General features: G+C 73.4%; 22 protein-coding genes, 1 tRNA gene and 1 other RNA gene. 14 read left to right on the top strand and 10 right to left on the bottom strand.

The window, feature by feature from the left end:
- Positions 1-34 precede the first annotated feature (34 nt).
- Positions 35-131: signal recognition particle sRNA small type (ffs, locus tag ACWCXX_RS08095), an RNA gene on the bottom strand.
- A gap of 142 nt (positions 132-273) precedes the next feature.
- Here ffs and ACWCXX_RS08090 point away from each other — a divergent pair.
- The 7 genes from ACWCXX_RS08090 (at position 274) to ACWCXX_RS08060 (ending at position 7,109) form a co-directional block, all read left to right on the top strand.
- Positions 274-361, top strand: a tRNA-Ser gene (locus tag ACWCXX_RS08090).
- A gap of 125 nt (positions 362-486) precedes the next feature.
- Positions 487-1,380, top strand: coding sequence for a phosphorothioated DNA-binding restriction endonuclease (locus ACWCXX_RS08085; protein WP_451125498.1), 894 nt, complete (start codon positions 487-489; stop codon positions 1,378-1,380).
- Positions 1,381-1,553: 173 nt separating this feature from the next.
- A complete protein-coding gene (locus ACWCXX_RS08080) occupies positions 1,554-2,213 on the top strand; it encodes a Crp/Fnr family transcriptional regulator (protein WP_451125497.1) in 660 nt (219 codons plus the stop codon).
- Between the two features lie 217 nt (positions 2,214-2,430).
- A complete protein-coding gene (locus ACWCXX_RS08075) occupies positions 2,431-3,384 on the top strand; it encodes a hypothetical protein (protein WP_451125496.1) in 954 nt (317 codons plus the stop codon).
- Positions 3,381-5,477: a hypothetical protein gene (locus tag ACWCXX_RS08070; RefSeq protein WP_451125495.1), complete on the top strand. Its 2,097-nt coding sequence runs from the start codon at positions 3,381-3,383 to the stop codon at positions 5,475-5,477. The genes ACWCXX_RS08075 and ACWCXX_RS08070 overlap by 4 nt, the downstream gene beginning before the upstream one ends.
- Entirely contained in the window at positions 5,474-6,358 is an 885-nt protein-coding gene (locus ACWCXX_RS08065) for a hypothetical protein (RefSeq protein WP_451125494.1), read from the top strand. Before ACWCXX_RS08070 ends, ACWCXX_RS08065 begins: the two co-directional genes overlap by 4 nt.
- Positions 6,359-6,611: 253 nt before the next feature.
- Positions 6,612-7,109: a SigE family RNA polymerase sigma factor gene (locus ACWCXX_RS08060; RefSeq protein WP_451125493.1), complete on the top strand. Its 498-nt coding sequence runs from the start codon at positions 6,612-6,614 to the stop codon at positions 7,107-7,109.
- Between the two features lie 105 nt (positions 7,110-7,214).
- Here ACWCXX_RS08060 and ACWCXX_RS08055 read toward each other — a convergent pair whose 3' ends face one another.
- Complete coding sequence (locus tag ACWCXX_RS08055) at positions 7,215-7,514, bottom strand: hypothetical protein (RefSeq protein WP_451125491.1); 300 nt, start codon at positions 7,512-7,514, stop codon at positions 7,215-7,217.
- A 146-nt stretch (positions 7,515-7,660) separates the two neighbouring features.
- On the opposite strand from ACWCXX_RS08055, the gene ACWCXX_RS08050 reads away from it, so the two are divergent.
- A complete protein-coding gene (locus ACWCXX_RS08050) occupies positions 7,661-8,926 on the top strand; it encodes a mannosyltransferase family protein (protein WP_451125643.1) in 1,266 nt (421 codons plus the stop codon).
- A gap of 124 nt (positions 8,927-9,050) precedes the next feature.
- Here ACWCXX_RS08050 and ACWCXX_RS08045 read toward each other — a convergent pair whose 3' ends face one another.
- Positions 9,051-10,661 carry a carboxylesterase/lipase family protein gene (locus tag ACWCXX_RS08045; protein WP_451125489.1) on the bottom strand — a complete coding sequence of 537 codons (1,611 nt, stop codon included), beginning with the start codon at positions 10,659-10,661 and terminating at the stop codon, positions 9,051-9,053.
- Between the two features lie 122 nt (positions 10,662-10,783).
- Between ACWCXX_RS08045 and ACWCXX_RS08040 the strand changes: the two genes are divergently transcribed.
- The 6 genes from ACWCXX_RS08040 to ACWCXX_RS08015 all read left to right on the top strand — a co-directional run bounded on the left by ACWCXX_RS08040 (position 10,784) and on the right by ACWCXX_RS08015 (position 17,974).
- On the top strand, positions 10,784-11,356 hold the full coding sequence (locus tag ACWCXX_RS08040; protein WP_451125487.1) for a TetR/AcrR family transcriptional regulator: 573 nt from the start codon (positions 10,784-10,786) through the stop codon (positions 11,354-11,356).
- A gap of 163 nt (positions 11,357-11,519) precedes the next feature.
- On the top strand, positions 11,520-11,798 hold the full coding sequence (locus ACWCXX_RS08035; protein ID WP_451125485.1) for a ferredoxin: 279 nt from the start codon (positions 11,520-11,522) through the stop codon (positions 11,796-11,798).
- Entirely contained in the window at positions 11,788-13,182 is a 1,395-nt protein-coding gene (locus ACWCXX_RS08030) for an NAD(P)/FAD-dependent oxidoreductase (protein WP_451125483.1), read from the top strand. The genes ACWCXX_RS08035 and ACWCXX_RS08030 overlap by 11 nt, the downstream gene beginning before the upstream one ends.
- Positions 13,183-13,252: 70 nt before the next feature.
- Complete coding sequence (locus ACWCXX_RS08025) at positions 13,253-14,497, top strand: cytochrome P450 (RefSeq protein ID WP_451125481.1); 1,245 nt, start codon at positions 13,253-13,255, stop codon at positions 14,495-14,497.
- 199 nt (positions 14,498-14,696) lie between these two features.
- Positions 14,697-16,427 (top strand): PucR family transcriptional regulator, encoded by a 1,731-nt coding sequence (locus ACWCXX_RS08020; protein WP_451125479.1) that lies wholly within the window; start codon positions 14,697-14,699, stop codon positions 16,425-16,427.
- A 203-nt stretch (positions 16,428-16,630) separates the two neighbouring features.
- Positions 16,631-17,974 (top strand): diaminopimelate decarboxylase, encoded by a 1,344-nt coding sequence (locus tag ACWCXX_RS08015; protein ID WP_451125477.1) that lies wholly within the window; start codon positions 16,631-16,633, stop codon positions 17,972-17,974.
- 111 nt (positions 17,975-18,085) lie between these two features.
- Here the strand turns inward: ACWCXX_RS08015 and ACWCXX_RS08010 are convergent, their stop codons facing one another.
- From ACWCXX_RS08010 to ACWCXX_RS07980, 7 genes are all read right to left on the bottom strand, one after another.
- The gene (locus ACWCXX_RS08010) at positions 18,086-18,859 is read right to left on the bottom strand and encodes a discoidin domain-containing protein (protein ID WP_451125475.1); all 774 of its coding nucleotides are present in this window, start codon (positions 18,857-18,859) and stop codon (positions 18,086-18,088) included.
- A gap of 419 nt (positions 18,860-19,278) precedes the next feature.
- Entirely contained in the window at positions 19,279-19,812 is a 534-nt protein-coding gene (locus ACWCXX_RS08005) for a phage tail protein (RefSeq protein ID WP_451125473.1), read from the bottom strand.
- 5 nt (positions 19,813-19,817) lie between these two features.
- Positions 19,818-21,776: a putative baseplate assembly protein gene (locus ACWCXX_RS08000; protein ID WP_451125471.1), complete on the bottom strand. Its 1,959-nt coding sequence runs from the start codon at positions 21,774-21,776 to the stop codon at positions 19,818-19,820.
- The gene (locus ACWCXX_RS07995; RefSeq protein ID WP_148841585.1) at positions 21,773-22,186 is read right to left on the bottom strand and encodes a GPW/gp25 family protein; all 414 of its coding nucleotides are present in this window, start codon (positions 22,184-22,186) and stop codon (positions 21,773-21,775) included. Before ACWCXX_RS07995 ends, ACWCXX_RS08000 begins: the two co-directional genes overlap by 4 nt.
- A 6-nt stretch (positions 22,187-22,192) precedes the next feature.
- Positions 22,193-22,486: a PAAR domain-containing protein gene (locus ACWCXX_RS07990; protein ID WP_451125469.1), complete on the bottom strand. Its 294-nt coding sequence runs from the start codon at positions 22,484-22,486 to the stop codon at positions 22,193-22,195.
- Between the two features lie 194 nt (positions 22,487-22,680).
- The gene (locus ACWCXX_RS07985; protein WP_451125468.1) at positions 22,681-24,696 is read right to left on the bottom strand and encodes a VgrG-related protein; all 2,016 of its coding nucleotides are present in this window, start codon (positions 24,694-24,696) and stop codon (positions 22,681-22,683) included.
- Positions 24,696-25,502, bottom strand: coding sequence for a CIS tube protein (locus ACWCXX_RS07980; protein WP_451125466.1), 807 nt, complete (start codon positions 25,500-25,502; stop codon positions 24,696-24,698). Before ACWCXX_RS07980 ends, ACWCXX_RS07985 begins: the two co-directional genes overlap by 1 nt.
- Positions 25,503-25,506: the final 4 nt, after the last annotated feature.

Genomic DNA, 25,506 nt, shown 5'->3' with positions numbered 1-25,506 from the left:
CCGGCCCCGGACCGGCCGAAGCCCACCCCGGACACGCAAGGGCCCCCCACGCACCCGCCAGAGCCGACCTACCCTTGCTGCCTTCCGGCCCTGGGGGAGTTCAGTCAGATAGCGCCACGTGAGGGGCTGGAGCCCACCTTAGCCGATCCCCACCCCCACCGGTCCACCTCCCCGCCCTCCACGACCGCCCGGAAGGACCCCGGAACCCCTCCGGAGCGATCTCGAGGGGAACGGGTTCGCGAGCACTCCTCAACGTCTTGTATTGTTTGCGGCGGAGGATTCGCCTAGTGGCCTAGGGCGCACGCTTGGAAAGCGTGTTGGGGGCAACCCCTCACGAGTTCGAATCTCGTATCCTCCGCCAGCCCAGAGGGCCGGACCGTGAAAGCGGTCCGGCCCTCTGGCGTTCATCCGTTTCTTTCCCGTCCCGGTCGGATGCCCCACTGCGGGCTCCCGGCCCTCGACGCACTACTACTACGATCGCCGGTCATGGACTGGGCCGAGCGCACCGCGCAGCTGAGGCAGTGGACGAGGAACGGGACTCGGGCCCCGCACAAGCCGCTGCTCTTCCTGTACGCGCTCGGGCGGTTTCAGCAGGACGCCGACGGTGAGCTGCGGTACAGCGCGGTGGAGGAGGATCTGCGGCAGTTGCTCACCGAGTACGGGCCGGGCAGCCGGACGTCGCCCGCCTATCCCTTCCATCATCTGGTGAGCGACGGGGTGTGGGAGGTGCGTACCGAGCGCGGGCCGGGCAGCCCCGGGACCGGGGTCGGGGAGCTGCGGGCCACGGGTGCCGCAGGGCGACTGGCGCCGGAGCTGCGGGCGGCCCTGCGGCGGGAGCCGTCCCTGCTCGGCCGGATGGCGCGGGTGCTGCTCGAGCTGAACTTCCCGCCCTCCCTGCACGGCGAGCTCTGCGAGGCCGTCGGCCTGGAGCTGGAGGAGGCCGAGGCAGGACAGCTTCTGGCCGCGCGCAGGCAGCGGGACCGGCGGATGCGGGAGATGGTGCTGACCGCGTACGAGTACCAGTGCGCCTTCTGCGGGTACGACGGCATGATCGGCGCGGTCCCGGTCGGGCTCGAGGCCGCCCATGTGCGCTGGTGGGCGTTCGACGGACCGGACGACATCGACAACGGGCTGTGCCTGTGCTCGCTGCACCACAAACTCTTCGACAAGGGCGCCCTCGGCGTCGGCGAAGGCCACCGCATCCTGGTCTCGCAGAGCTTCGTCGGTCGCAGCGCCGTCGCCCGCGAGCACGTCCTCGCGCTCGCCGGCCGTCCGGTCATCGGCCCTCAGCCCGGCATCCGCCCCGTGGCCGCCGCCCATCGCGCGTGGCACACCGACCAGGTCTTCCACGGCTCCCCGCGCCCCACCGCCGTGACGTGATCGTCCGGCCGTGAGACCCGGGCCGGGCGCGGGGGCTGTTCTCGGACAAGCTCGTGCGACGGGCGGCGGGAGCGGTCGGGTCGGCGTACAACTCCGTGGAGGTGGGCAGGGCTCAAGGGGTCTCGTACGGGGCTGAGCGGGGCCGCGTACAGGGTGCACGGGGAAGGCGACGGGTGCTGTCGGGTGAAGCATGGCGCGAGTTGCGGGGGCAGGGAGCGGTCCGCACGTTCCGCGAACGCAGCGTGATGCTGAGACAGGGGTCCCCTGGGACCCATCTGCTCGCCCTCACCGACGGCCTCGCCAAGGTCGTGTGCCGGGAACCGGGCGGCGTCGTGACCTGGTTGGCCTTCCGGGGGCCGGGTGACCTGCTGGGCGAGGTGTCCGTCTTCCACGGCACCCGGCGTACGGCGGAGGTGGTCGCGCTCACCCCCTGCACGGCCGTCGTGCTGGAGGCGGAGCGGTTCCGGCGGTACATCGAGCAGCACGGACTGGTCATGGACCTGATGCGCCAGGCACTCTCCCGGATGCGGGAGTCCGACGCGCACCGCACCGAGTTGCTGACCCTGCCGCTGGTCGTCCGGCTGGCGCGGACTCTTCTGCGGCTGACCGAGCTCACTGCGCCCGGCGCCCGTCCGGCGCCCGTGCGGCTGACCGGTCTGAGTCAGGAGGAAATCGCCCAGGCGACCGGGGTGACCCGCAACGCGGTCATCACCGGGCTGCAAAGGCTGCGGGAGTCCGGCGCGGTGGAGACGGCCCGCAGGGTGATCGTCATCAAGGACATGGCCCTGCTGCACGACTGGGCGACGGCCACCCCTGGGGCCGCGTCCTCCTAGGGCGATACGTCTGAAACGGGTCCGGCAAGGGCCGCTCGGCGCCCTCGTCCCCCGTCGCTCCTGGATCGCCGAGCGCCGTCCGGGTGCGCCAGGGCTGTGATGTGGGACACCCCTCATGTGCCCTGCGCTGTGCAGTCGGCCGGGCGGAACCGGCGGAACCTCGAATCGGCCGGTAACCGGCCTCGTCACCGTCCCGCCGCCCGTGAGGAGATCACGCATGCCCACGCCCGTACCCGGCCCGTACACCGAGGCGCGCACGGCCACGTCCGTACCGGCTCCGTACAGCGAGAGCCGTTCGCTTCCGCCCTACCGCGCCCTGTTCGCCGTCGACGCGAAGGACTTCACCGGTCTGGCCGCCGTGCAGCACGGTCCGGTGAGCCGACTGATCCCCGAACTCGTCGACCAGGCGCTGGAGCGGGCCGGGCTCCACGCGCTGCGCGACTCCAAGCACTTTCCGGCCAACACCGGGGACGGTGTGGTGTTCGGTTTTGATCCGGCGTTGCTGCCTTTCGTCCTCTGGCCCTTCCTGGGCGTGCTGGACGACGTCCTCGGCACGTACAACAAGCAGAGCGTGGGTCCTCGCATCCGGCTGCGGGCCAGCGTCCACGTCGGGCCGCTGCCGGACGCCGACGGCAACGGCACCGCCCGCAACGACACCCACCGACTGCTGGACTCCCGCCCGGTCAAGGCCATCCTGGCCGCGGCGAGCGAGCAGGTCACCCACCTGGCGGCGGTCGTCTCGCAGCGCGTCTACGAGGACGTCGTGCTCGGCGGGTACACCGGACTGCATCCCGACCGCTGCGTGGAGGTCCCGGCAACCGTGGACGGGAAGGACTTCGCGCAGCGGGCGTGGCTGTACGTCCCGTCGCCGTCCGGGAACCTCGTGCAGGCCGGGGTACGGCCGCGCGAGGAATCCGCCCCGTCGGCCGGTGCGCCGGACGGGCAGGAGCAGGAGCAGGAGCAGGACCGGGAACGGGCGAGCCGGTCCGGTACGCAGTACAGCGGGAACACGCAGCACGTGCGCGAGGGCGCCGCCGTGATGGGTAACGTCGAAGGGGGCATCACGTACACCGGTGGTTCCACCGCGTACCACGGCACCAACCAGCACTGGGGCGGCGGCGACAACGTGGCCGGTGACAAGCGGATCGGTGACACCGGGGGCTCGCGGTGAGTGCCGAGCCGGGCACCGCTCCCGGCCCGGACGACGAGAATCCCGAAGGCGGCCCCGGCGCCGGGAGCTCCTACCGCGGCAACCAGCAGCACCTGGGCCAGGGCGTGGCGGTCATGGGCACGATGGCGGGCGACACCAACGTGTTCATCGGCATCCCGTCCGACGAGGACGTCAGCGAACGCATCATCAGGCCCCGTCTGCGGGAAGGGCCCTACCCCGCGGAGGACGTCGAGGCCCGCCTGCGCGGATTCGTCGAGCCACCGACCCACCCGCAGTGCCGGAAGGTGCTGGACGGCCACCTCCTGGTATTGCGGGGCGAGGGCGGCTCGGGGGCGGGCACGGCCGCGTTCGCGCTGCTGGCGGAGCGGCACGGAACCGACGGCATCGTCGGTCTGGACTCGCCCGACGACCTGTCGCGGTGGCATCCCAAGGAGCAGCGCGGCTATCTGCTCCAGGGGCTCTCCCCGAGAGCCGCCGCCTCGCTCGGCGAGGTCGCGCTCACCGAGCTGGCCGCGCGGCTGCGGCGTTCGGGCGCCCACCTGGTCGTCACCGTGCGCAGGGAGACACCGCTGCCCGGCGACACACTGCCCCGGCAGGTCGCGCACCACCCGCCGCCACCGGCCGAGGTGGCTGCGAAGTGGCTGAGCACCATGGTCGAGGCGGGTGAACTCACCGCCGGACAGGAGGCCGAGGCATTGCAGTACCTCGCCGCACCGGACTTCACCGGCTACCTGGCCGCCCACCCGCTGCCCGGGGACGGCGTCGCGGTGGCGGAGGGGCTGCGTGACCTCGTCGTGGCGGGGGACGGGGCGGAGAAGTCCGCCGCGTCCGTACTCGACGAGCTGCGGACCGGCAGCCCCGCCGCGGCCCGCGCGGCGCTCGTGGAAGCTCGCGACCGGGCCGACCGGATCTCGCTGATGGCGGCGATCTCGCTGATGCCCGAACAGGACCGTACGGTCGTCGAACGGTTCGGCGCCGTCCTGCGCACCCACCTCGACGGCCGTAGCAACGGCCCGGCACCGGTCATGGCAGGAGGGGCGGAGAACAGCGGTGCCCGCGGGCCGTCCGGGGAGCCGTCGGCCCGGCACGACGTGCTCGGCCCTGCCTTCGAGGACCGGCTGACGGCCGTCGGCGCGCGCCTGTTGCCGCCCCGCTACGGAGCGGCGCAGCGTTATCCAGTCCAGCCGGTCGCCTTCTTCGGCCGGCACCGGTCGGACTCCCTGCTCCGGTCCCTGTGGCTGGACTACGAGGGCATGGCGGAGCTGCTGTGGAAGAGCCTGGACGAGGTTCCCCACCACACCGGCATCGAACTGGCGGCGGGCGAGGCGATCGGGAAGGTACTGGCCCACGCGACCGGTCCGGACACACTGCGCCAACTGCTGCTCTTCGCCTCGTCGGACAAGCGCTGGCGCCGCCGTCTGGTGGCCTACGCGCTCGGGGAGATGGTCCAGCACCCCGCCCTCACCGGGGCGGTGCGGGAGCAGTTGTGGGACTGGGCTCGGGCCGCCTCCGTCCCCCTCCGCTGCACCGTGGCCGAGACCTGCGCGGGCAGCTACGGCCTGGCCCGTCCCGCCACCGCCCTGAGGCTCCTGGACGCCGTGCTCGGCAGGCCGGACGAGAAGCTGGAGGGTCCATTGCGCACCGCGGTGTCCTTCGCGCTCAGCGCCCTGCTCTCCGAGGATGCCAACCACGCCGCCGTCCTCGACCTCCTGCGGGGGTGGCAGGCGGCGGACCGGGGAACCCCGCGCCACGACCTGGCCGTTCGCGCCGTCGACTCGATGAGCCTGACGGCCTTTCCGCCGCACGGCGCCCCGAGTGTGCGGCGTGTGCGTCTCGCCGATCTGCTCGTGGCCCACCCCGAGCGGGCCCGGGGTCTCGTGGTCGCGGCCCTGGACGACCCCGACACCCACGAGGCCGTGACAACGGGCCTGTCCCTGATCGAGAACGACCCGGACCTGCGGCGGCGGACCGCCTTCCCGCATCTCCTCGCCGCGCTCGCCGCGACGGCCCGGGAACACCGCGGCGTCCTGCGTTTCGTCCTGCGCCGCCACCGTGACCGCGCGGCCTCCTCGACAGAAAGGCCCGCCTCATGACCGGCCCGCTCATCTCGCCCCTGGAATCCTCCCCGTCCTGGCAGTTGTTCCGTCTCTCCTGGCTCGGCGCCCCGGCGGACCGTGCCCTGGTGTTCCTCGCGGACGACGGGAATGACGGGATGGTGCCGTCCGGGGACGGCGACTACTGGGGCTATCCACAGCCCACGCGGCGCAGGCTCCGGGAGGACGCCTACTTCGACATCGTGTGGGTCTCGCTCGCGGAGCGGCGGATCTCGGTCGACGTCCCGCGCCGGCCGCCGAAACCGCCGGCCCGTTACGGGGTCGTCTGGAAGGTCAGCAACCCCGTCGTCGCGGCGCGGAAGCAGCTTACCGAGGAGCAGGCCCGGGACCTGGTCGTCGGCCACATCCACGAGAACGCCGCGTTGCCCGGCACCCCCGACCCGTTGCGGAATCCGCCGCCCTACTTCGGTACGACCGAGGTGGAACCTCCCGGCCAATCGCGGGTGATCGACGGGACCGGCCTCACGTACTGGTTCCTGGACCCGCCGGCCGCGCTCCGGCCCACTCCCGGCACGGGCACGGAACCGACGCTTCCATCAGGGTTCGGGGAAGCCCACCGCGAGGCCTACCGCTTCTACCGGGAGGTCGTCGTGGGCGGCCCCGTCGGACTTGCGGCCCTCTGGCTCCTGCACCATCCGGAGCAGGCGAGGGAAGTGCTCGACTGGACGGTGACCCACCGCGACCTCCTCTCCGAACGGGACGGCTGGGAACGGACCCTCGCGGCTACGCTCCAGTCGCTGACGCCGGAGGACCGGGGCTTCGTCGGCGTGAACCTGGCGCGCGTCCTGAGCGACGTGGGCATCTCGCAGGGCGACGAGATCCTGCGTCGAATCGGCCGCACCGACACGGCGGAGGACTGAAGACCATCGAGTGTTCCAAGCACTCCGGGCACTCCAAGTGCTCCACGTATTCGGCCGCTCCGGCTTTCGGGGCGGCCGAATCGCGTTGTGCCTCCGGTTCGGCCGGGTGGTCGGGTTGTGGAGGGTGGTGGGGTGTGCCGGGACGGTGGGGGGTGTGATCACCGTCACTGTGGGTTCTTCGGGTTCCGTGTCGTCCGGATGCGGGGGGCCGGGCGTATGTCGGGTGAGAACGAGGAGATCCAGGAGTTGTTTGTTGACCGTCGAGGAGTTCGAAGAGTTCTACGCGCAGACGGCTGCCCGGCTGACGGGGCAGTTGTTTGTGATGCTCGGCGACCAGCACGAGGCGCAGGACGTGGTGCAGGAAGCTTTCGTCAAGGGCTGGAGCCGGCGGCGGCAGCTCGATCGTGACGGGCAGCCGGAGGCGTGGATCCGCACGGTCGCGTGGCGGCTGGCGGTGAGTCGGTGGCGCGGGCGGCGGCGGGCGGCGGATGCCTGGCGGCGCAGTGGTGTGCCGCTGCACGCGGAGGCTCCCGGTACGGAGTCGGTGGCTCTGGTGGAGGCGTTGCGGGGGTTGCCGCCCAAGCAGCGCCGCACGCTGGCCCTGTACTACGTCTGCGATCTGACCGTCGAGCAGATCGCCGCCGAGACCGGTCTGTCGGCCAGCACCGTCAAGACGCATCTGGCCCGTGGCCGGGCCACGCTCTCGCACCGTCTGCAGGATCCGTGCACCGAGGAGGGGCCCTGTGCCTGAATCCCACGACCCGCTGAGGTCCCTGTTCAAGAAGGCCGCGGCCACCGGGCAGGCCCGTGCCCGTTCCGCTCCGCCGTCGTACATCACCGAGCGCGGCGCACGCGTTCACCGGCGTCGGATGGTGGCGCTGGCCGTCGGGGCCTGTCTGGTCTTCTCCGGTGCGGGCGCGGCCGTGGCCTCGCTGCTGCCCGACAGTCCGGGTACCACCGTGCCGGCCACCACCCCGTCGCCCGTTCCCTCGCCCTCCCCCTCGGTGCCCTCGCCCTCGACCTCCTCGCCCCCCTCGCCGCAGACCACTCTGCCGCCGTCGCACACGCCCTCCTCCGACGAGAGCCCGTCGAACGCGCCGACCCCGCCGGACGGGACTTCGTCGGGACCACCGGCCTCTCCCACCCGGAGCGTCACTCTGCCGCCTTCCTGAACCCCGAGCCCCGAGCCCCGAGTTCTCAGCTCTGATCCCGAGCCGTGCCGAGCGGCCCGTCCGGCCCGTCCGGGCCGTCCGGGCTGTTCGGCGTGCGCGAAAACGACCCAGGAGATGTGCAGTGAGCCTTTTGAGCCCGCAACGGCAGCGCGAGCGCCCGATGTCCTCGGGCACGGGGGCAGGGGCCGGGCGCGCGCCCTCCGTCCGGTTGCCGCCGCGGCTGCGGCTACGGCTGCGGTTGCTGTCGCTGCGGTTCGGGCCCGGCGACCGCGAGGTGCTGTGGCTGTACCTGCTGACCCGGGTGGGCATCTGGACCACCGCGTACTGCACCCGGTGGCTGTTCCCCGACGACGGGAAGACCCGGCACGCCGGTTCGTTCTTCTCCTCGTGGCAGCAGTGGGACTGGTGGCACTACCTGCACATAGCCCAGTCCGGCTACTTCCCGGACGGGGCCGGGCCCTGGACGGCCGACTGGGACAACAGGGAGGCGTTCTTCCCCGGCTTCCCGTTCCTGCTGCGGGCCGTCCACACCGTCGTCCCGAGCTGGCCGGCCGCCGGGGCGCTGATCTCGTTCGTCGCCGGGGGCGCCGCCGTACTGGCCCTGGCCCGGATCGCCCGGCTGTACCTGCCGCAGGAGCAGGAGCACAAGCAGGAGGGGGCGGGGGCGCGCGCGGCGCTGTTCTTCCTGCTGTCCCCGTGCGCGGTCTTCCTCGCCGCCGGTTACACCGAGGCGCTCTTCCTCGCCTTCGCCCTGCCCGCGTGGCTGGCCGCCCAGCGCCTCGACTGGCCGCCGGCGGCCGTCCTCACGTGTCTGGCCACCACGGTCCGGGTCAGCGGGCTCTTCCTCGCCGGGGCCCTCGCGGTCCACTTCCTGGTGACCGCCCGCACCCCCGCCCACTGGCGCCGCCTGCCCTGGCTGGCGCTGCCCGCCCTGCCGCCCCTGCTCCACAGCTGGTACCTACAGGTGCACACCGGCGACTGGATGGCCTGGAAGCACGCCGAGGAACGCGGCTGGTACCGCGACTTCCACGCCCCCTGGGAGGCGTGGAAGAACACCTGGCACGCCGCCTTCGGGCACTCCCAGAGCACCGGGTACGCCCTGATGAGCCAGGCCGAACTCCTCACCATGGTCGTCGGCCTGGTGCTGTGCGGCCTGCTGCTCCGGCGGCGGCGCTGGGCGGAGGCGGCGTACATCGCGCTCAGCCTGTGGGCGCTGGGCACGTCGTACTGGTACACCTCCATGCCCCGCGCGACCCTGCTGTGGTGGCCCCTGTGGGCCGGGCTCGCGGCCTGGAGCCTGCGCAGGCCGCGTGTGACGGTCGCCTATCTCGCGGTCGTGGCGCCCCTGATGGCGGTCGTCGCCGTCACCTTCCTCTCCGGACGGTGGGCCGGCTGACCCGCGAGCCCTCGTACGGCAGCCGGCCCGGTTCCTGGTCCGTTTCCGGTCGGCTTCTCGTTTCCGGTCGGCTTCTCGTTTCCGGTCTGCCTCCCCTCCCCGGCCTGCCTCCCGTCTCCAAGCGTCAGTCGTGCTGCTTCCAGAACCGGTCGTGGTGGTCCCGTGCGAAGTCCGCGCGGCCCCAGGTGGTGGAGGACAGCGTCTGCACGTGGCCGTCCGGGCCCCGGAAGGCGGGCCAGTCCGTACGGCCCGAGGCCGCGAAGCCCACCCAGGTGCGGATCATCCGGTCGCGGAACCCGGCCTGGTCCTCCTTCACGTCCTGGAACAGCTCCAGGTCGAAGAGGTAGGCCAGCTCGGACATGTGCTGGGCCCGCGGCTCGAAGCTCGGTGCCGGGTAGCCCCTGAACCAAGGGGTGTCGCGCTCGCCGAACTCGTACATCCGGGTCGGCGTCCACCGCGACAGCAGCCGGGCGGTGTCCAGCGTCGGCACCGACCACGACGCGTCGGTCAGGGCCGTGGCGAGGGCCTCGCCCGCCGAGGGGAAGCGGGAGAGCGGGTAGCGCCCGAGCACGTCGTCGGCCCGGTCGCCGAACGCCTGCCGGACGGCGGGTTCGTACTCCTCCGGCTTCATGGGTGCGCCGCCCGGTGCCAGTTCCCGGCCGAGGACGCTGCCGCGTTCCTCGTCGTGGTTGACGCCGACGAGCACGGGCACCCGGTTGAACCGGCCGGTGCGCAGCGCCTCCCCGGGGGACAGCGGCATCAGTTCCGTACCGGCCACCGGACGGGGCTCGTTGAACGGGCCGTACGCCTTCAGCAGATCGGCCACGGATGCCCGGCGCAGGCAGGCCGCCGTGTCCTTCTCGCAGCCGAGCGCCGTGACGACCCGTCGGGCGTCGGCCTCCGCCTCGGCCCGGGTCCGTGTGCCGCCGGTGGCGCACGGTGCGCTCTGCACGACGGCCCGGTCGAAGAGTCCGGCCGAACGGGGCGAGGCGAGGTGGTCGCACACGCTGTAGCCGCCGCCGGACTCCCCCATGATCGTGACGTTGCGCGCGTCACCGCCGAAGGCGGCGGCGTTGGCGCGGACCCAGCGCAGCGCCGCCTGCTGGTCCTCCAGGCCGAGGCCGTCGGCCCCCTCGACGGTGGCGCCGCTCAGGAAGCCCATCACCCCCAGCCGGTAGTTCACCGAGACGACGACCGCTCCCCGGGCGGCCGGCCGCTCGGGCCCGTACATGTCTCCGCTGCCGTACATCAGGCTGCCGCCGTGGATCCAGACGATCACCGGCAGTCCGCCGTCGGTGCGGGCGGGCGCGGTGACGTTCAGGTGGAGGCAGTCCTCGTTCTCACTGGGCGTCCCGACCGGGAGCCCCACCGGCTGTGCGCACGGTGCGCCGGGGGAGGTCGCGTCGCGCACCCCGGTCCAGGGCGCGGCCGGCCGGGGCGGGGCCCAGCGCAGCCCGCCGACCGGCGGTGCCGCGTAGGGGATGCCCCGGAAACTGCGCAGGCCCTTGCCCGCGGTGCCGCGCACCTTGCCCGCCGTCGTACCGACGACGGTGCCGATGTCACGCGTCTTCGAGGCGCCGGCCGGGGCTGCCGTACGGGTCGCCGGGGTTGCCGCCCCGGCCCCCGGGACGTCGAACACGGCCGCCGCGGCTTCGGGCACGGCCAAACCGCATGCCAGTCCCCCGAGCGCCAGCGCGGTGACGAACCACTTGGAAACGCTCCTGGTGTGTCTCATGGGCAGCACGCTAAACAGATTTGGGCGATCGCGCAATGCGCTCGCCTGAATCGAATGAGCAAGGCGGTCGAGTGAGGCAAACGCCTGATGCGTTCGTTCGAGCCGGTGGTACGCTGCCGCGCATGGGGAACCGTGAAGCCCTGCTCGTCGGCGCCAAGGAGTGCCTGCGGGAAAAGGGGTACGACCGCACCACCGTCCGCGACATCGCCACCGCGGCGGGCGTGAGCATGGCCGCCATCGGCTACCACTACGGCTCCAGGGAAGTGCTGCTCAACCAGGCCCTGTTCGAGATCCTCGACGAGTGGGGCGACTCCATGGGGCGGGCGCTCGTCCCGGACGCCGACGGGTCCGCGAAGCGTCACTTCGAGCAGATGTGGGAGGGCCTCGTCGCGGACTTCACCGCCCACCCCGATCTGTGGCTGGCCTCGGTGGAGCTGTTCATGCAGGCCCAGCGCAGGCCCGAGCTGCGCGCCCCGCTCGCCGAGGGCATCGCGGAGGGCCGCCGCGGCATGGCGGCGATCCTGCGGAGCGTGCCCGAGGACGAGGTGCCGGAGGCTTCCGTGCGGACCATCGGCAGCGTCCAGGTCGCGCTGATGTCGGGCGTGATGATCCAGTACTTCAGCGACCCGGAGTCCGCGCCCTCCGCCGCCGAGGTGCTCCAGGGGCTGCGCGACCTGGCCGACCTCGCGCGCTGAGGCGGCGGTCGCCCGCCGAGGCCCCGGCTGCTGTCGGGGCCGCCCGCCGCCGTCCGTCCGGGCGTGATCGGGTGATGACCCCACTGGTCCGCCCGTGGTCGCGCTTCCGGTACCTCACCTCGCAGTCTGGGGCGGGGGTACTACGGGAAGGGACGGCCCCTTGATGAGGCTTGTCGTCGATCTCAACCGGTGTCAGGGGTACGCGCAGTGCGCCTTCCTGGCACCCGACGTCTTCGTCATGCACGGCGAAGAGGCGCTGCTGTACAACCCGCACGCCGACGGGACGCAGCGGGAGCAGGTGATGCGCGCCGTCACCGCGTGCCCCGTGCAGGCGATCCTGGTGGACGACCCGGACGCCCCGGACGGGACGGGCAGTACGGGCAGGGCCGACGGCACGGGCACGGCGGTCCCGGCGGACGAGAGGTTGTCCGGTGTCCGGTGACGATGCCCTGGAACGGCTGCGGCGCGAGGGACGGATCGTGATCGTCGGGGCCTCCCTCGCCGGGCTCCGGGCCGCGGAGACCCTGCGGAAGGAGGGCTTCACCGGTTCGCTCACGCTGATCGGCGACGAGCCCCACGAACCGTACGACCGCCCGCCGCTCTCCAAGCAGGTCCTGCTGGGCCACGCGAGCGCCGACCGCACCGTGCTGCCCCGGCGCGCGGAGCTCGACGCGCACTGGCGGCTCGGTGTGGCCGCCACCGGGCTGGACATGGCGGCCAGGAGGGTCCGGCTGGCCGACGGCGACGAGGTGGAGTACGACCGGCTGCTGATCGCCACCGGCGTCCACGCCCGGCCGTGGCCGCACGAGACCGAGGCCGCGCTGGACGGGGTCTTCGTGCTGCGCACCCGTGACGACGCGGCCCGGCTGCAGCGGCGGCTGGCGGCCTCGCCCCGCCGGGTGCTGGTCGTCGGCGCGGGCTTCACCGGCTCCGAGATCGCGTCCGCCTGCCGCGAGCGCGGCCTCGCGGTGACCGTCGCCGAACGCGGGGCGGCCCCTCTCGTGGGCGCCCTCGGCGGTGTGGTCGGCCGGGTGGCCGCGGAGCTCCAGCGCGAGCACGGCGTGGACCTGCGCTGCGGAATCATGGTCACCGCGCTGGAGGGCGACTCGGCGGGACGTCTGCGGCGCGCCCATCTGTCGGACGGCACCACCCTCGACACGGACGTCGCCGTCGTCTCGCTCGGCGCGTCGCGGAACACCGAGTGGCTGGCCGGTTCCGGACTCGGTGCCGGGCCCCGCGGGATCGCCTGCGACGCCGGCTGCCGGGCCTTCGACGTCCGCGGCATCGTGACCGACGACGTCTTCGTCGCCGGGGACGTCGCCCGGTCCCCGCACGCGCTCTTCGGGTACCAGTTCCTGTCCCTCGAACACTGGGGCAACGCCGTCGCGCAGGCCGAGACGGCGGCGCACAACATGATCAGCAGCAGCTCGGAGCGCCGCCCGCACCTGTGGGTCCCGGCCTTCTGGTCCGCCCAGTTCGGGGTCAACATCAAGTCGGTCGGCGTCCCGTCCCTGGGCGAGGAGCTAGTCGTCGCCCAGGGGTCGCTGGCGGAGCGCCGCTTCGTCTGCGCGTACGGGTACCAGGGGCGGGTCATCGCCGCCGTCTCCTTCGACGGGACGAAGTGGCTGGAGTTCTACCAGCGGCAGATCGAGTCGGCCGCGGTGTTCCCGCCGGAGCACTCCATGGTGGACCGCCGCACCGAGGGCCTGCGGCCGGTCCCGGCCGAATTCCCGGATCCTTCCCTGCCCACGCACGGGCCGACCGTCACCCTCAGCGGCTACTCACCGACCGAGCAGCGGATCACGTTCACCCCCGCACGGGCCTGACCCCGGCCCGCGTCCCCCTCCCCTCCGTACGGGCCCGACCCCGCCCCCACGCCCGCAAGGACCGACCACCATGACGCAAGACACGCTCCTGCGGCGGATCCTCGACCCCTCCGCCCGCGCCGACCCCTATCCGCTGTACGCCGAACTCCGCAGGACCCCGGTGCTCCAGGACGGCGACGACCTGTTCGTCGTCAGCACGTACTGGGAGATCAAGGGCCTGCTGCACGATCCGCGGATCAGCTCCGACGAACGCAACCTCTCCCCCGGCGCCGCGGGCACCCTGCTCCAGGAGGAGGAGGAGGAGGAGGCCTCGCCGCTGCCGCCCGCCTTCCTGCGGCTGGATCCTCCCGAGCACGACCGGCTGCGCCGCATGACGATGCGTCCGTTCGGGCCGCCGGAAACGCCCCGGCGCGTACACCACATGCGCGGCGAACTGTCCCGCATCGTCTCCGACCTGATCGACGGCTTCGGGGACCGGAAGCAGGTGGACCTCGTCGACGACTTCTCGTATCCCTTCCCCGTGACCGTGATCTGCCGGCTGCTGGGCATTCCGCGCGAGGACGAGGCCCGGTTCCACTCCTGGGCCGACACCATCGCCGCCGGTCTCGACCCCGACCCCGGTCAGGACCCCGGCGAGAGCCGCCGCGCCACCCGGCAGGCCCGCACCGACCTGGGCATGTACCTGGCCGAACTCATCGACGAACGCAGCGGGGCGCCCGGCGACGACATGCTCTCCGCCCTGGTCACCCAGCACGGCGCCGACGGGCGGATGTCCCGGACGGAGGTGCTCAGCACCGCCGCCCTGCTGCTGATCGCCGGTCACGAGACCACGGTCAACCTCATCACCAACGGGATGCTCACCCTGCTGCGCAACCCCGACGTCCTCGAACGGCTGCGCGCCGATCCCCGGCTGGCCGCCCCGCTCGTGGAGGAACTCCTGCGCTTCGAACCGCCCGTGCAGTTGCTCCCGCAGCGCACCACCCTCGCGGACATCGACATCGGCGGCACCACCATCCCCAGGGGCGCCTCCGTCTGGCTCGTCCTGGCCTCCGGCAACCGGGACCCGAAACGGTTCACCGACCCCGACCGCTTCGTCCCCGAGCGCCCGGACAACCAGCACCTCGGCTTCGGCAGCGGCATCCACAACTGCTTCGGCGCGCCCCTCGCCCGGCTGGAGGCACAGCTCGCCCTGACCGAGCTGGCCCGCAGGCTCGACAGCCCCCGGCTGGTGGCGGACCCGCCCCCGTACCGCCGGAACGCCGTGCTGCGCGGGCCCCGGCACCTGGAGGTCGCCTTCGACGGGCTCCGCGCCTGAGAACGAGAACCGGGGCCGACCTCTGTCCCGTGGCCGGAGCGGACCCCTGTCCCGTGGCCGGAGCGGACCCCTGTCCCGTGGCCGGTCCGGGCGTCTGGCCCGTGGTCGATCCGGACGTCTGTCGCGTGCCGGGACGGGTGTCTGTTCCGGTGCCGGGGGGCGTCTGTCGCGTGCCGGGGCGGGCGGCGATGATGGGCCGATGGCCGCCGAACCGGACCGGCAACCGGCCGGGCCCTCGCTGGAACAGCTCCTCGCACTGATCTCCCCCGGAACGCTCGATGTCGTCGTGGCACCGCGCGGCACCGGCGTTCCCGTGTCCGACGTGGCGCTCCACGACCCGGAGGAGGAGCGGGAGGACGACGACGCCCGGACCGCGCCCGGGACGATCCTGCTCGCGGTCGGGGTGGAGGTCGCCGCGCCCGGAGCGATGGACGTGCTGCGCGGCGCCGAACGGGCCGGGGCCGCCGCCGTGGTGATGCGGCGGGGCGGTCGCGGGCCCCGGGCGGCGCTCGTGGAGGCGGCCGGTCTGGGGCGTACGGCGCTGCTGACCCGGCGGCCGGGGCGGGACTGGACCGACGTGCTCGGGCAGCTGCGGACGGCCCTGGCGCACAGTGCCCCGGCCTGGTCCGGCGGGGCCGCCGGTACGGGCGGGGCGGACGGTCCGGACGGGCTGCGGCTCGGTGATCTGTCCGGGCTGGCCAACACGGTGGCCGAGCTGGTCGGCGGCGCGATCACGATCGAGGACCCGCAGTCGCGGGTGCTGGCGTACTCGCGGATGGACCACGAACCCGATCCGATGCGCCGACTGACCATCCTGGGCCAGGAGGTCCCCCGCTGGCGGGTCGCCGAACTCCGGGAGAGCGGCTTCTTCCGGGAGCTCTGGAACACCGACGGCGTGGTGCGGCGCCCCGCCGACGAACGGTACGCGGAACGGCTGGCCGTCGCGGTCCGCCACGGGTCCGAGGTGCTCGGCTCCATCTGGGCCGCCGCCGACGGCCGGCCGCTCGCCGCGGACGCGGAGGCGGCGCTGCGCACCGCGGCGCGGGCCGCCGTGTCCCACCTGTCCCACCACCGCACGTGGGGGCGGGCCGCGGCCAGGGCCCGGGAGGAGGCGGTGCACGCGCTGCTGAGGGGGAGCACCCGGGCCGCGTACGACATCGGGGTCGAGCCGGGGCGGCCGTACGCGGTGCTGGTCGCGGAGGTGTACGAGGGCCGGGCCTCGTCAGGCGCCGGGGCCGATGTGGACGCCGATACGGGTACGGAGGCGGGCGCTGATGCGGGAGTTGCCTCGGGGGCTGCCGGGGAGCGGGTGCTGGATGTGCTCGCGTTGCGGGCCGCGGCGTACCGGCCGGGGTGCGTGACCGCGCGGTCCGGGCGGCGGCTGTACGTCCTGGTCCCGGCCGGGGACGGGGAGGCCGACCCGGCGCGCGCCCTGCTGGCGACGGCCCGTTCGGTGCCCCGCAGCGTGGTCCTCGCCGGGGTCGGGCCGGTGGCCGCGGAGCTTTCGGGGCTGCCCGCGTCGCGCGACGCGGCGGAGCTGGTGGTGCGGGTGCTGCGGGAGCGGGCGGCGGCGCGACCGGCGGCCGAGGTGGTGTCGGAGGCGGCGGCGTACCCGGAGGTGGGGGCCGACGCCGCGGTGTTGCGGCTGCTCGACCGGGTGGAGCCCTCGTGGGAATCGCTGACCGGGCCCGTGCACGCGATGCTGGAGCACGACCGGGCGCACGGTTCGCGGTACGGCGAGTCGGTCGCCGCCCACCTCGAAGCGTTCGGCGACACCGTCGTGGCCGCGCGGCGCCTCAGTGTGCACCCCAACACCCTGCGGTACCGGCTGCGCCGGGCCCGGGAGCTGTTCGGCGTGGACCTGGCCGACCCCGCCGTACGACTCCTGGCGGACATCGGACTGCGGCTCGCCCGGCGCGGCGGTCACTGACCATTCCGCCGGCGCCGATCGTTGCACTGGCAGTGATCGTTCCGTTGGCGCTGATCGTTCCGTTGTGGGGGTGGACAGGGCGCCGGATCGGGTGTGGTCGTGTCCGACGAAGACAGGCCGGGCCCCGCACCCCGAAGCTGTGCTGGACGGCCCGCCCCGTCCGGCGGGCGCGGTGCACCACCGACCTACGGAGTGTGGTTCAGGTGACTTCCGGTTCGGCTCATCGGCGCGGTGACGCCCGTGACGCGGCGCTGGCACGTGCGGTCCGGGACGGCCTCCTCGGCCCCCGGTCGCCCCTGGTCGGCCTCCTCGACGTCGACGGCGTGCTGGGCGCGGTGGACGCGCTGAACGAGGCGTTCGCGGGACCGGCCACCGTGCAGCACACCTTCGCGGCCAAGGCGTGCGGCCTCGTGCCGGTGCTGCGGCTGCTCGCGGATGCCGGGATGGGCTGCGAGGTGGCCTCGCCCGGCGAGCTGGAACAGGCGCTGGCGGCCGGTTTCCCCTACGACCGAATCGTCTTCGACAGCCCGGCGAAGACGGTCGAGGAGCTGGAGTTCGCCCTCGCGCACGGCATCACGATCAACCTCGACAACTTCCAGGAACTGGCCCGGGTGGACCGCCTGCTCGCCGGGAAGGAGCCCGCGGGGCCGATCGGGCTGCGGGTCAACCCCCAGGTGGGGGCGGGTGCCATCGGTGCGATGAGCACCGCTACGGCAACCTCCAAGTTCGGCGTCGCACTGCGCGACCCGGGGGCCGTCGAGGCGGTGACGGAAGCCTTCGCGGCCCGGCCCTGGCTCAATCGGCTGCACGCGCACGTCGGTTCCCAGGGCTGCCCGCTGCCGCTCATCGCCCAGGGCGTCCGTGCCGCCCACGACCTGGCCGAGCGGATCAACGAACGGCTCGGCCGCGACCGGATCACCGGGATCGACATCGGCGGCGGTCTGCCCGTCAACTTCGACGACGAGGACGACCGCCCCACGTACGCGGACTACGTCGCCGAACTGCGCGCCGCGGCCCCCGGTCTCCTCGACGGCCGCTACACCCTCGTCACCGAGTTCGGGCGGTCGCTGCTCGCCAAGAGCGGAACCGTCGCGACCCTGGTCGAGTACACGAAATCCGCGGGCGGCCGGCAGATCGCGGTCACGCACGCGGGCGCCCAGGTCGCCACCCGTACCGTGTTCATGCCCGGCTCCTGGCCGCTGCGCGTCGGGGTCTTCGACGCCGAGGGCCGCCCCAAGCAGGGTCCGACCCAAGTCGTCGACATCGCTGGCCCGTGCTGCTTCGCCGGCGACCTCACCGCGACCGCGCGCGAACTGCCCGTCGTCGAACCCGGTGACGTGGTGGCGCTGTACGACACCGGGGCGTACTACTTCTCCTCGCACTTCTCGTACAACTCGCTGCCCCGGCCCGCCGTGTACGGCTACCGCACCGACGCCGACGGACAGGTCCGCTTCGCGCTGGTGCGCGAGGCGCAGAGCGTGCGCGAGGTGGTCGAGGAGAGCGGCCTGGCACAGGCGGACTCCCTGGTGGCCCTGCGCACCACGTGATGCGCACCGGGTGAGCCGCCGACCGCGTGCACAGCCGATCGTGCGAACCGTGGACCGTGCGAGCAGCCGACCGTGCGAACCGTGGACCGTGTGAGCCGCCGGCCGCACCGCTCAGGGTCTGCGGCCGAAGAACTCGACCTCGGCGAGGGCGAGTCGGCGGTCCCGGCCCGCCCCGTACGTGGCCTCGGTGGTGAGCCGGGCCCGGACGACCTCCGAACCGCGCAGGTCGAAGGTCTGCTGGCCCGGCTGGTCCTTGAGCCTCAGCTTCCGGTCCACCGACGTCCCGTCGGCGGAGGTGAGCCGGACGGTGATCCTGGCCGGGCGGGCCTGGTCCAGGAACTCGTCCTTCCTGGCCGAGGCGCCGGAGAAGAGGACCACTTTCAGCACCCGTACCGGCTGCTCGAAGTCGCACTCCAGGTACTGGCCCACCCCCGTGTCGGGCCCCGCCTCCGCGGGCGCCCAGTAACGGTTGTTGAAGCCGTCGAACGCCGCGCCCGCCGAATGGCCCGGGGCCCTGCTGGAGGCCCGGAACCGGGTGGGCGGCACCGCCTCCGGCGTCCCGGTCTCGTCCTTGGCGAAGCCGAGCCACCCGGACAGGTGCGGCAGGGCGAACCACACCCCGCAGGCCAGCACGATCAGCACGATCGGCAGCGCCAGCCCGGGACGGCGCCACAGCCTGCGCCGCGGCCGGGTACCGGCAACGGGTGCCCGGCGCGGTCGCCGCCGGAAGATCCGGCGCCACCAGGGAGGCCGGACGTCGGGCGGCGGCCCCGGGTCCAGGAGCAGCGCGCAGCGCACGCACAGGGTGCGGTCCGGGGCGTTCTCCGTACGGCAGTTGGGGCAGCGGACGGGTGCGGCGGGCGGCGGTCCCGGCGGCGTGTTCACAGGGGCGGGCGGTACGTCGGGCAGCGCCTCGGGCCCCGGTACCGGCTCGTCGGCCCCGTCCCCGGGCCGACGCGGAGCGGCGGCGGGCGCGACGACAGGAGGGTGGGGCGAGGGAGACGGTTGGGGCGACGGGGACGGCCGGGGCCCGGGAGCAGAAGGTGTGGGAGGTGCAGGTGTTGTGGGAGCGGGAGAAGGCGTGGGAGGTGCGGAAGGCACGGGAGGTACCGGTGCCGCCTGCGGCCCCGGAACAGGCCCCCGAGCAGACCCCGGCCCTGTCCCCGGCCCCCGGACCGACGAGGGCGGCACGACCGACTGGGGCGCCGCCGTCCCGCCCTGCGGCTCCTCCCACTCCAGGTACGCCTGGCACGACGTGCAGAACTGCGTCCCCGGCGTGTTGTTCTGCCCGCACGTCTCGCAGATCACAGGACCTCCAGGTCGAAGCCCACGTGCGCCGGTATCTCCGTACGGATCAGCTCCTCCAGCCGCACCCGGTCCACCTGGTACGGCTGTGCGGCCCGGACCCGGACCGTCACCCACGGCCGCGGGCCGCCCGGGAAGCGGGTGTGCGGCGTCGACGACCACGCCGTACCGCCGCTCTCCACGATGTCCGGCTCGATCCCGGTCTCCAGGAACACCGCCTCCGCGAGCCCCCGCCGGGTGCCGCGCCTGCTGTGCCGTTCCACCGCGCCGCGCACCGCGGCCCGCCGCTGCTCGACCGGGTGGTCCGCGCGGGTGTCGACGGCCACCCACTCGGCCAGCCAGGCGAGGAAGTCCTCGGGCGCGCTGCGGGGGTCGAGGTGGGCGGGCAGATTGTCGATGGAGAGCAGGACCGGGGCGAGCACGTCGTCGAGCGCCGCCAGGAACCGTCGCAGGAAGTCCTGTTCCAGGTAGACCGCCGGGAGTTGCTCGATCAGCGGGTGCGGGGTCGGCAGGCCGGTCACGGAAGTACGCATGGCGGTCAGGCCCCCCGCACCCGGAGCTGGTGTTCGTAGCTGAAGACCAGCGCGTGCCGGTCCAGCACGATCTTGGTGGTGGGTTCGCCGCGCTGCCCGGTCACGGGGTCGGCGGGGAAGAGCCGTACGTCCTCCACCAGGTCCACCCCCGGCACCTGTTGCAGTACGGCGAACGCCTCGCCCGACTGGATCGGCCGCCCGAACGGCCAGCCGTCCTCGCCGGGGCCGCCGCTCAGCGGGTTGAAGTAGCGGTAGAGGGCCTCCAGGGCCTCCTCGCGCACCCGTTCCGGCACGGCGCCCCGGCGGGCCTGGACCGACGCGACGACGGTGACCCCCTGGTAGTACGGCGGTTCGACCACCAGCCGGGCGCCGATGGGCCGGCGCTCGTCCAGATGGCCCGCGATCAGGGCCAGGGTGTGCTGCGGCGGGATGAGTTCGTCGAACTGGATGCGGCCCTGCTCGTCGCTGCGCCCGGCCGGTACGACGAGCAGCCGCACCCCGCCCGCCTCGACGTCCGAGTCCCCGCCGGCCGGGATGCACTGCACCCGGGACGCGTCGGGCGCGACCTCGCGGGCCAGCAGCTCGTAGTCGTGCGGCACGACCGCCCGGTGCAGCGTCCGCAGCGTCATCGGACCGCGCACCCGGGCGCTCTCCACCGTCTCGCCGTCCACCCCGCCGAGCGCCGGGCGGCGGTTCTCCACCCGGGCCACGTACGGGACGGCGCTGCGCAGCACCCGGAGGGTGGAGCGGGCGACGTTGCCGCGGAGCCCCCCACCGGTGCGGTACGAGCGCACCCGTACGGTGGCGCCCTTCGGCGGCACCTTCCCGTAGTGACGGATGGAGCCGTCCCGTTCCCGTACCGCCGGGCCGAACTCGACCCGCCCGGAGTTGGGGTCGAGCGTGATGTGCCGGTCGTCGGGGCCGGAGTGCGCGAAGTCGTCGACCCTGGTCCACTCCGTGCCCTGCGGGCCCTCCGACGGATCGGCGACCTCGACGACGAACTCGCCGGGGACGACGGGCGGGCGGCTCAGCGCGAAGGTCTGCCCGGGTACGCCCTCGGCCGGGCCGAGCACCTCGTCGGTCACGGTCTCGGCGTGCACGGCTCCGACGGTCGCGCCGATCGTGAACGCGGTGATCCGGCGCACCACCGGCGGCGCCATGTAAGTGGGCTGTCCGGGTTCGGCCTCCACCAGGCGGCAGCGCAGCCAGCCGCCGGTGCGGCGCACGACGACGGCCGGGGTGTGCCCCTGGGGGAGGTGCAGGATCAGTTCGCCGGACCGGTTGAAGCCGCCGGTGTCGTCCTTCTCGACCTCGCAGGCCGTCCAGGCGCTGCCGTCCCACGCCTCCCAGAGCAGCGGCGGGCGCAGCGGGTCCACGCCGACGCCCTCGACCGCGCAGTCCAGCCGCAGCACGACGACTCCCGCCGGGACGGCGGCGGACAGGCCCACGTAGAGGGCGTCGCCGGGGGCGGGCGTGGTGTCGAAGCAGGGCACGGCCCGGCCGAGCCTCAGTTCCTCGGTGCGGTCGACGGCGTCGCCGGACGTCGGCCAGGTCGCGAGGTGGGCGAACTCGCAAGGGACGATGGACAGTTCGTCGACCGTGGTGAAGACCACCGCCTCCTCGGTCTCCGTGCGCACGGTGGCGACCTCCGTGCCGGCCCGCACCCGTACCGGTTCGGGCCGCGGCGCGGAGAGCCGGAACGTCACATCGGTGTGGGCGGCGGTGGGCGGGTGGAGCCGGACCCCGATCAGGTCGAGGAAGGTCAGATAGCTCTTCTCGGGAACCCGGTTCACCCGGTAGACGAGCTGGTCGACCATGGTCGCGAAGGCTTCGATGAGGGTCACGCCCGGGTCCGACACATTGTGGTCGGTCCACTCGGGGCAGCGCTGCTGGACGAGGCGTTTCGCCTCGTCGACCAGGCCCTGGAAGCGGCGGTCGTCCAGATACGGGCTGGGCAGCGTCACGCGCCGTCCACCTCCTCGTGCTGCGGGATCACATAGAACGGGAAGACCAGGTTCCGGGGGTCGTTGGCGCCCCGCACGGTGTAGCCGACGTCGATGTACAGGACCCCCTCGTCGGCGTCGTCGAACCGGACGACGACCTCGGTCACCTCGATCCGGGGCTCCCACCGGTCCAGCGCGAGGCGCACCTCGTACGCCAGTTGTCCGGCCGTGCCCGCGTCCGCCGGGGCGAACACGTAGTCGTTGATGCCGCAGCCGAACTCCGGCCGCATGGGCCGTTCGCCCGGGGACGTCGCCAGGATCAGCCGGATCGACTCCTCCAGCTCGTGCTCGCCGCGCACCAGGGCGATGGAACCGGTGGCGTCCGTGCGCGGCGGGAAGGCCCAGCCCGCACCGATGAACTCCTGTCCCATGGACGCTCAGCCTCCGATCAGCACCGTCGGGCAACCGGACACGACGGGCGAGCCGCAGGCGGCGAGGTCCCCGACGCGGGCGGCGGGCCGGCCGCCGATCAGCACCGTGGTGCTGCCGGGCGGCGCGATCGCGGACGGGGCGTGCACCGCGGGCGGCGGCGAGGAACACAGGTGCGGGGTGCCGACCGTGGCGGCGGGGAGCCCGCCGATCAGCACGGACGGGACTCCGGGCGGCCCGACCGTGCCGGGGTGTCCGGTGGGGTCACCGACCCGTGCGGCTGCCGCCGCGGCTGCTGACATGGCAGTCCGTCTCCTCTCGCTCGTGTGCGTCCGGTGCGTCCGGTGCGTCCGGTGCGTCTGGTGCGTCTGGTGCGTCCGCCATGACGTCCGGTGTGTCCGCGCCGTCGGTGTCGTCGGTTTCGCTGGTGTTGTCGGTTTCGCTGGTGCCGTCGGTGCCGTCGGTGTCGTCGGCGTCGTCGGCGTCGTCGGCGTCGTCAGTTGATCTTCACCAGGGGTGCGTTGATGGCCAGGGAGGAGCCGCCCTTGATGTCGGTGCGCTGCGTTCCGTCGATCGCGACCGTGCCGCCCCGTACATCCACCGTTCCGCCGGTGGAGAGCTTCACCTCGCCGTTGCCGCCGTCGACGCTCACCCCACTGCGGGAGGTCAACGTGACGCTGTCACCGCTCAGTTCGAGCGTTCCCTGCCCGCCGTCCAGCGCGACCCCGCGGGCCGCCTTGATGGACACCTGCTGCTTGGCCTCGATGTTCACGCTGCCGTCACTGTTGATCACGATCACGGTGCCCTTGCGGTCGAGGTCGATCTTCAGCTTTCCGTCGCCGGTGAGCAGGCGTACGCCCTGCGGGCCGTTGGCGTCGTCCAGGATCTCCAGCTGGTTGCCGCTCTTGGAGGCGACCGAACGCCGGTTGACGGCCCCGCTCGTCGGGTCCACCAGCGGGGTCCCGGGAGCGGGGGACTCCGGGGCAGCGCCCCCGGGGGGCGGTCCGCCGGGGGACGGTCCGCCGGAGACGGCCGCGGCCACCGCCCCGGTCGCGCCGCCGGGGCCGGAACCACCGCCACCACCGCTGCCGCCCCCACCGCCGCTGCCCTGGGACGGCCGGTCCTTCCCGTTGTACAGACCGGCGAGGACGTACGGGCGGTCCAGGTGCCCGTGCTCGAACCCCACCAGCACCTCGTCCCCGACCTCGGGGATGAACGCCTCGCCGCCGCTGGTCCCGCCCGACTGCGCGGTGCGCGCCCAGTCGCTCGCGTACTCGTCCGACAGCCAGGGGAACCGCACCTTGACCCGGCCCGAGCCGTCCGGGTCGTGGGTGTCCGTGACCGTCCCGCTGACCAGCCCCGCGCACCGCGAACCGCCGCCGGAACCCGTGCCGGAGCCGCCGGAACCCGGCCCTCCGCCGGTCAGCCCGAACAGCGAACGTTCCTGCTGCCCCGACACCGTCAGCCAGGTCTCGTACCCGCGCACCGGGTCGAAGACGTGCCGCGACGACGTGACCGTGTACCGCCCCTCGAACGGTGCCCCCACCGCGTTGAGCGCCACCGCGCTGCCGGCCCGCACCTCCGGGTTGCCCCGGATCACCGCCTCCAGCTCCGCGAACGAACCGGCGATCCGCTCGGCGAGGGCCTTCGCCGCCCGGTCCACCTGTTCCTGCGCCCCGTACGCCGCGTCCGTGACCACGAAACGCGCCTCGCCGAACGGGGCGGACACCTCGGCCGCGCTCACCCCGAGCTCCAGCGTCGCCGACTTCCCCGCGGGCGCCCGCCCGACCAGCGGCTGCTTGGCCTTCACGTCCCAGCCGCGCACCTCGACCTCGGAGACCTGCTCGGCGGACGACACCCCGGCCCGGCAGCGCAGCAGGTTGCTGCCCATCTCCAGCACCAGCGGGTTGCGCTCGGCGCGTGCCGAACCGTCCGGTGCGCCGCTCGCCTCCGCGGGCCGGGTGATGTGCAGCTGTCCGTCGAGCACATACGCCTGGGCGCCCGCCTCCTCGGCCAGGTGGTGGATGAACTCCCAGTCGGTGACGTTTGGCTGGGCGATGTGTTCGAGCACGGGTCCGGCCACGTCGACCGGGCCCGGTTTCAGCCCGGCGCGCTGGGCGACCTGGGCGCAGATGTCGGCGAGCGTCATGTTCTGGTAGCTGGCCACCCGGCGCCCGCGGAACAGCCGGTGCGACTCGTCGAGCCCGCGCACGACGGTGAAGGTGCCGGTCTCGTCGAGTTCCACCTCCAGGGCGGTGACGACCCCCTTCAGCAGCGGTTTCGGCGCGGTGTCGCCGCCTGCGCGGGCCAGCAGCCTGGCCTCGCTGCCGATCTTCAGCCCGGTCTGTTCCAGCAGCACCCGGTCCGGGTCGCGGAAGCGGAGGAGGAACAGGTCGGGCAGCGTCCGGCTGTCGTCGACGTACCCCTCGACCAGCGTGTTCACGAACTTCGGCGGCAACGGGCTGCCGCCGAACTCCACCATCAGCGCCGACGCGACGCCCGGCCGGCCCATCAGGACCGCCCTCCGTCCCGGCCCTCTTCGAGCCGGTTCAGCTCGTCGAGCGCGGGCAGCAGCAGCTGCCGTCCGGGCGCCAGCCGCAGCGGGTCGTCGATGCCGTTCGCCTCCGCGATCACCCGCCAGGCCGCCGGGTCGCCGTACTCGCGCTGGGCGAGCGACGGCAGCGAGTCCCCGGCCCCCAGCCGGTGCACCCGGCGGGCGGCGAGCGCACCCGAGGTCGGGTTCTGGCCCGGCGTCTCGCCGCTGATCTCCTCCATCGTCACCTGGCAGACGGCCCGGATCGGCACGCCCGAGGTGGTGAACAGGGTGTATTTCGCCTGCACTTGGCTGACGTAGCCGGGAAACCCGGTCAGCCCTCCCCAGTGGAAGACCACCCACGGCGGCGAGGAACGCTGCTGCTGGCGGGTCTCGTTCGTCGGCACGCAGCACGCGAAGAGCTGCTCCACCGAGGTCACCACCCGGGTGTCCTGGGTGTCGCTGGCATCGAAGAACATCTCCACGGTGAGCTTGCTGGGCTGCGAGCCCTGGTACTCCGGCGGGCCGGAACTCTTGGCGCCCTTGGCCGGACTGCGCTTCCAGGAGGCGGCCTTGGTGAGGCTCAGCTCCTTGGGGTTGAACTGGAAGTCGATCCGCCCGCACGGGCCGCCGGGGGTGAGGCCGCCGCCGGTCGGCGGGGTCCGCAGCTCCAGGTAGGCGTGCTCCAGCTTGGGCCGGGCCGAACCTCCCCGGCCCGTCCTCGTGGCCGCCGACGCCCCGGACGTACCGGCGGCGCTGAAGGCGATGGGACCCGCACCGCTCACGGGC

The organism is Streptomyces sp. NPDC001732, assembly GCF_053596315.1.
Note: the sequence above shows the minus strand (reverse complement) of the source record. Positions and strands in the feature narration are given on the sequence as shown.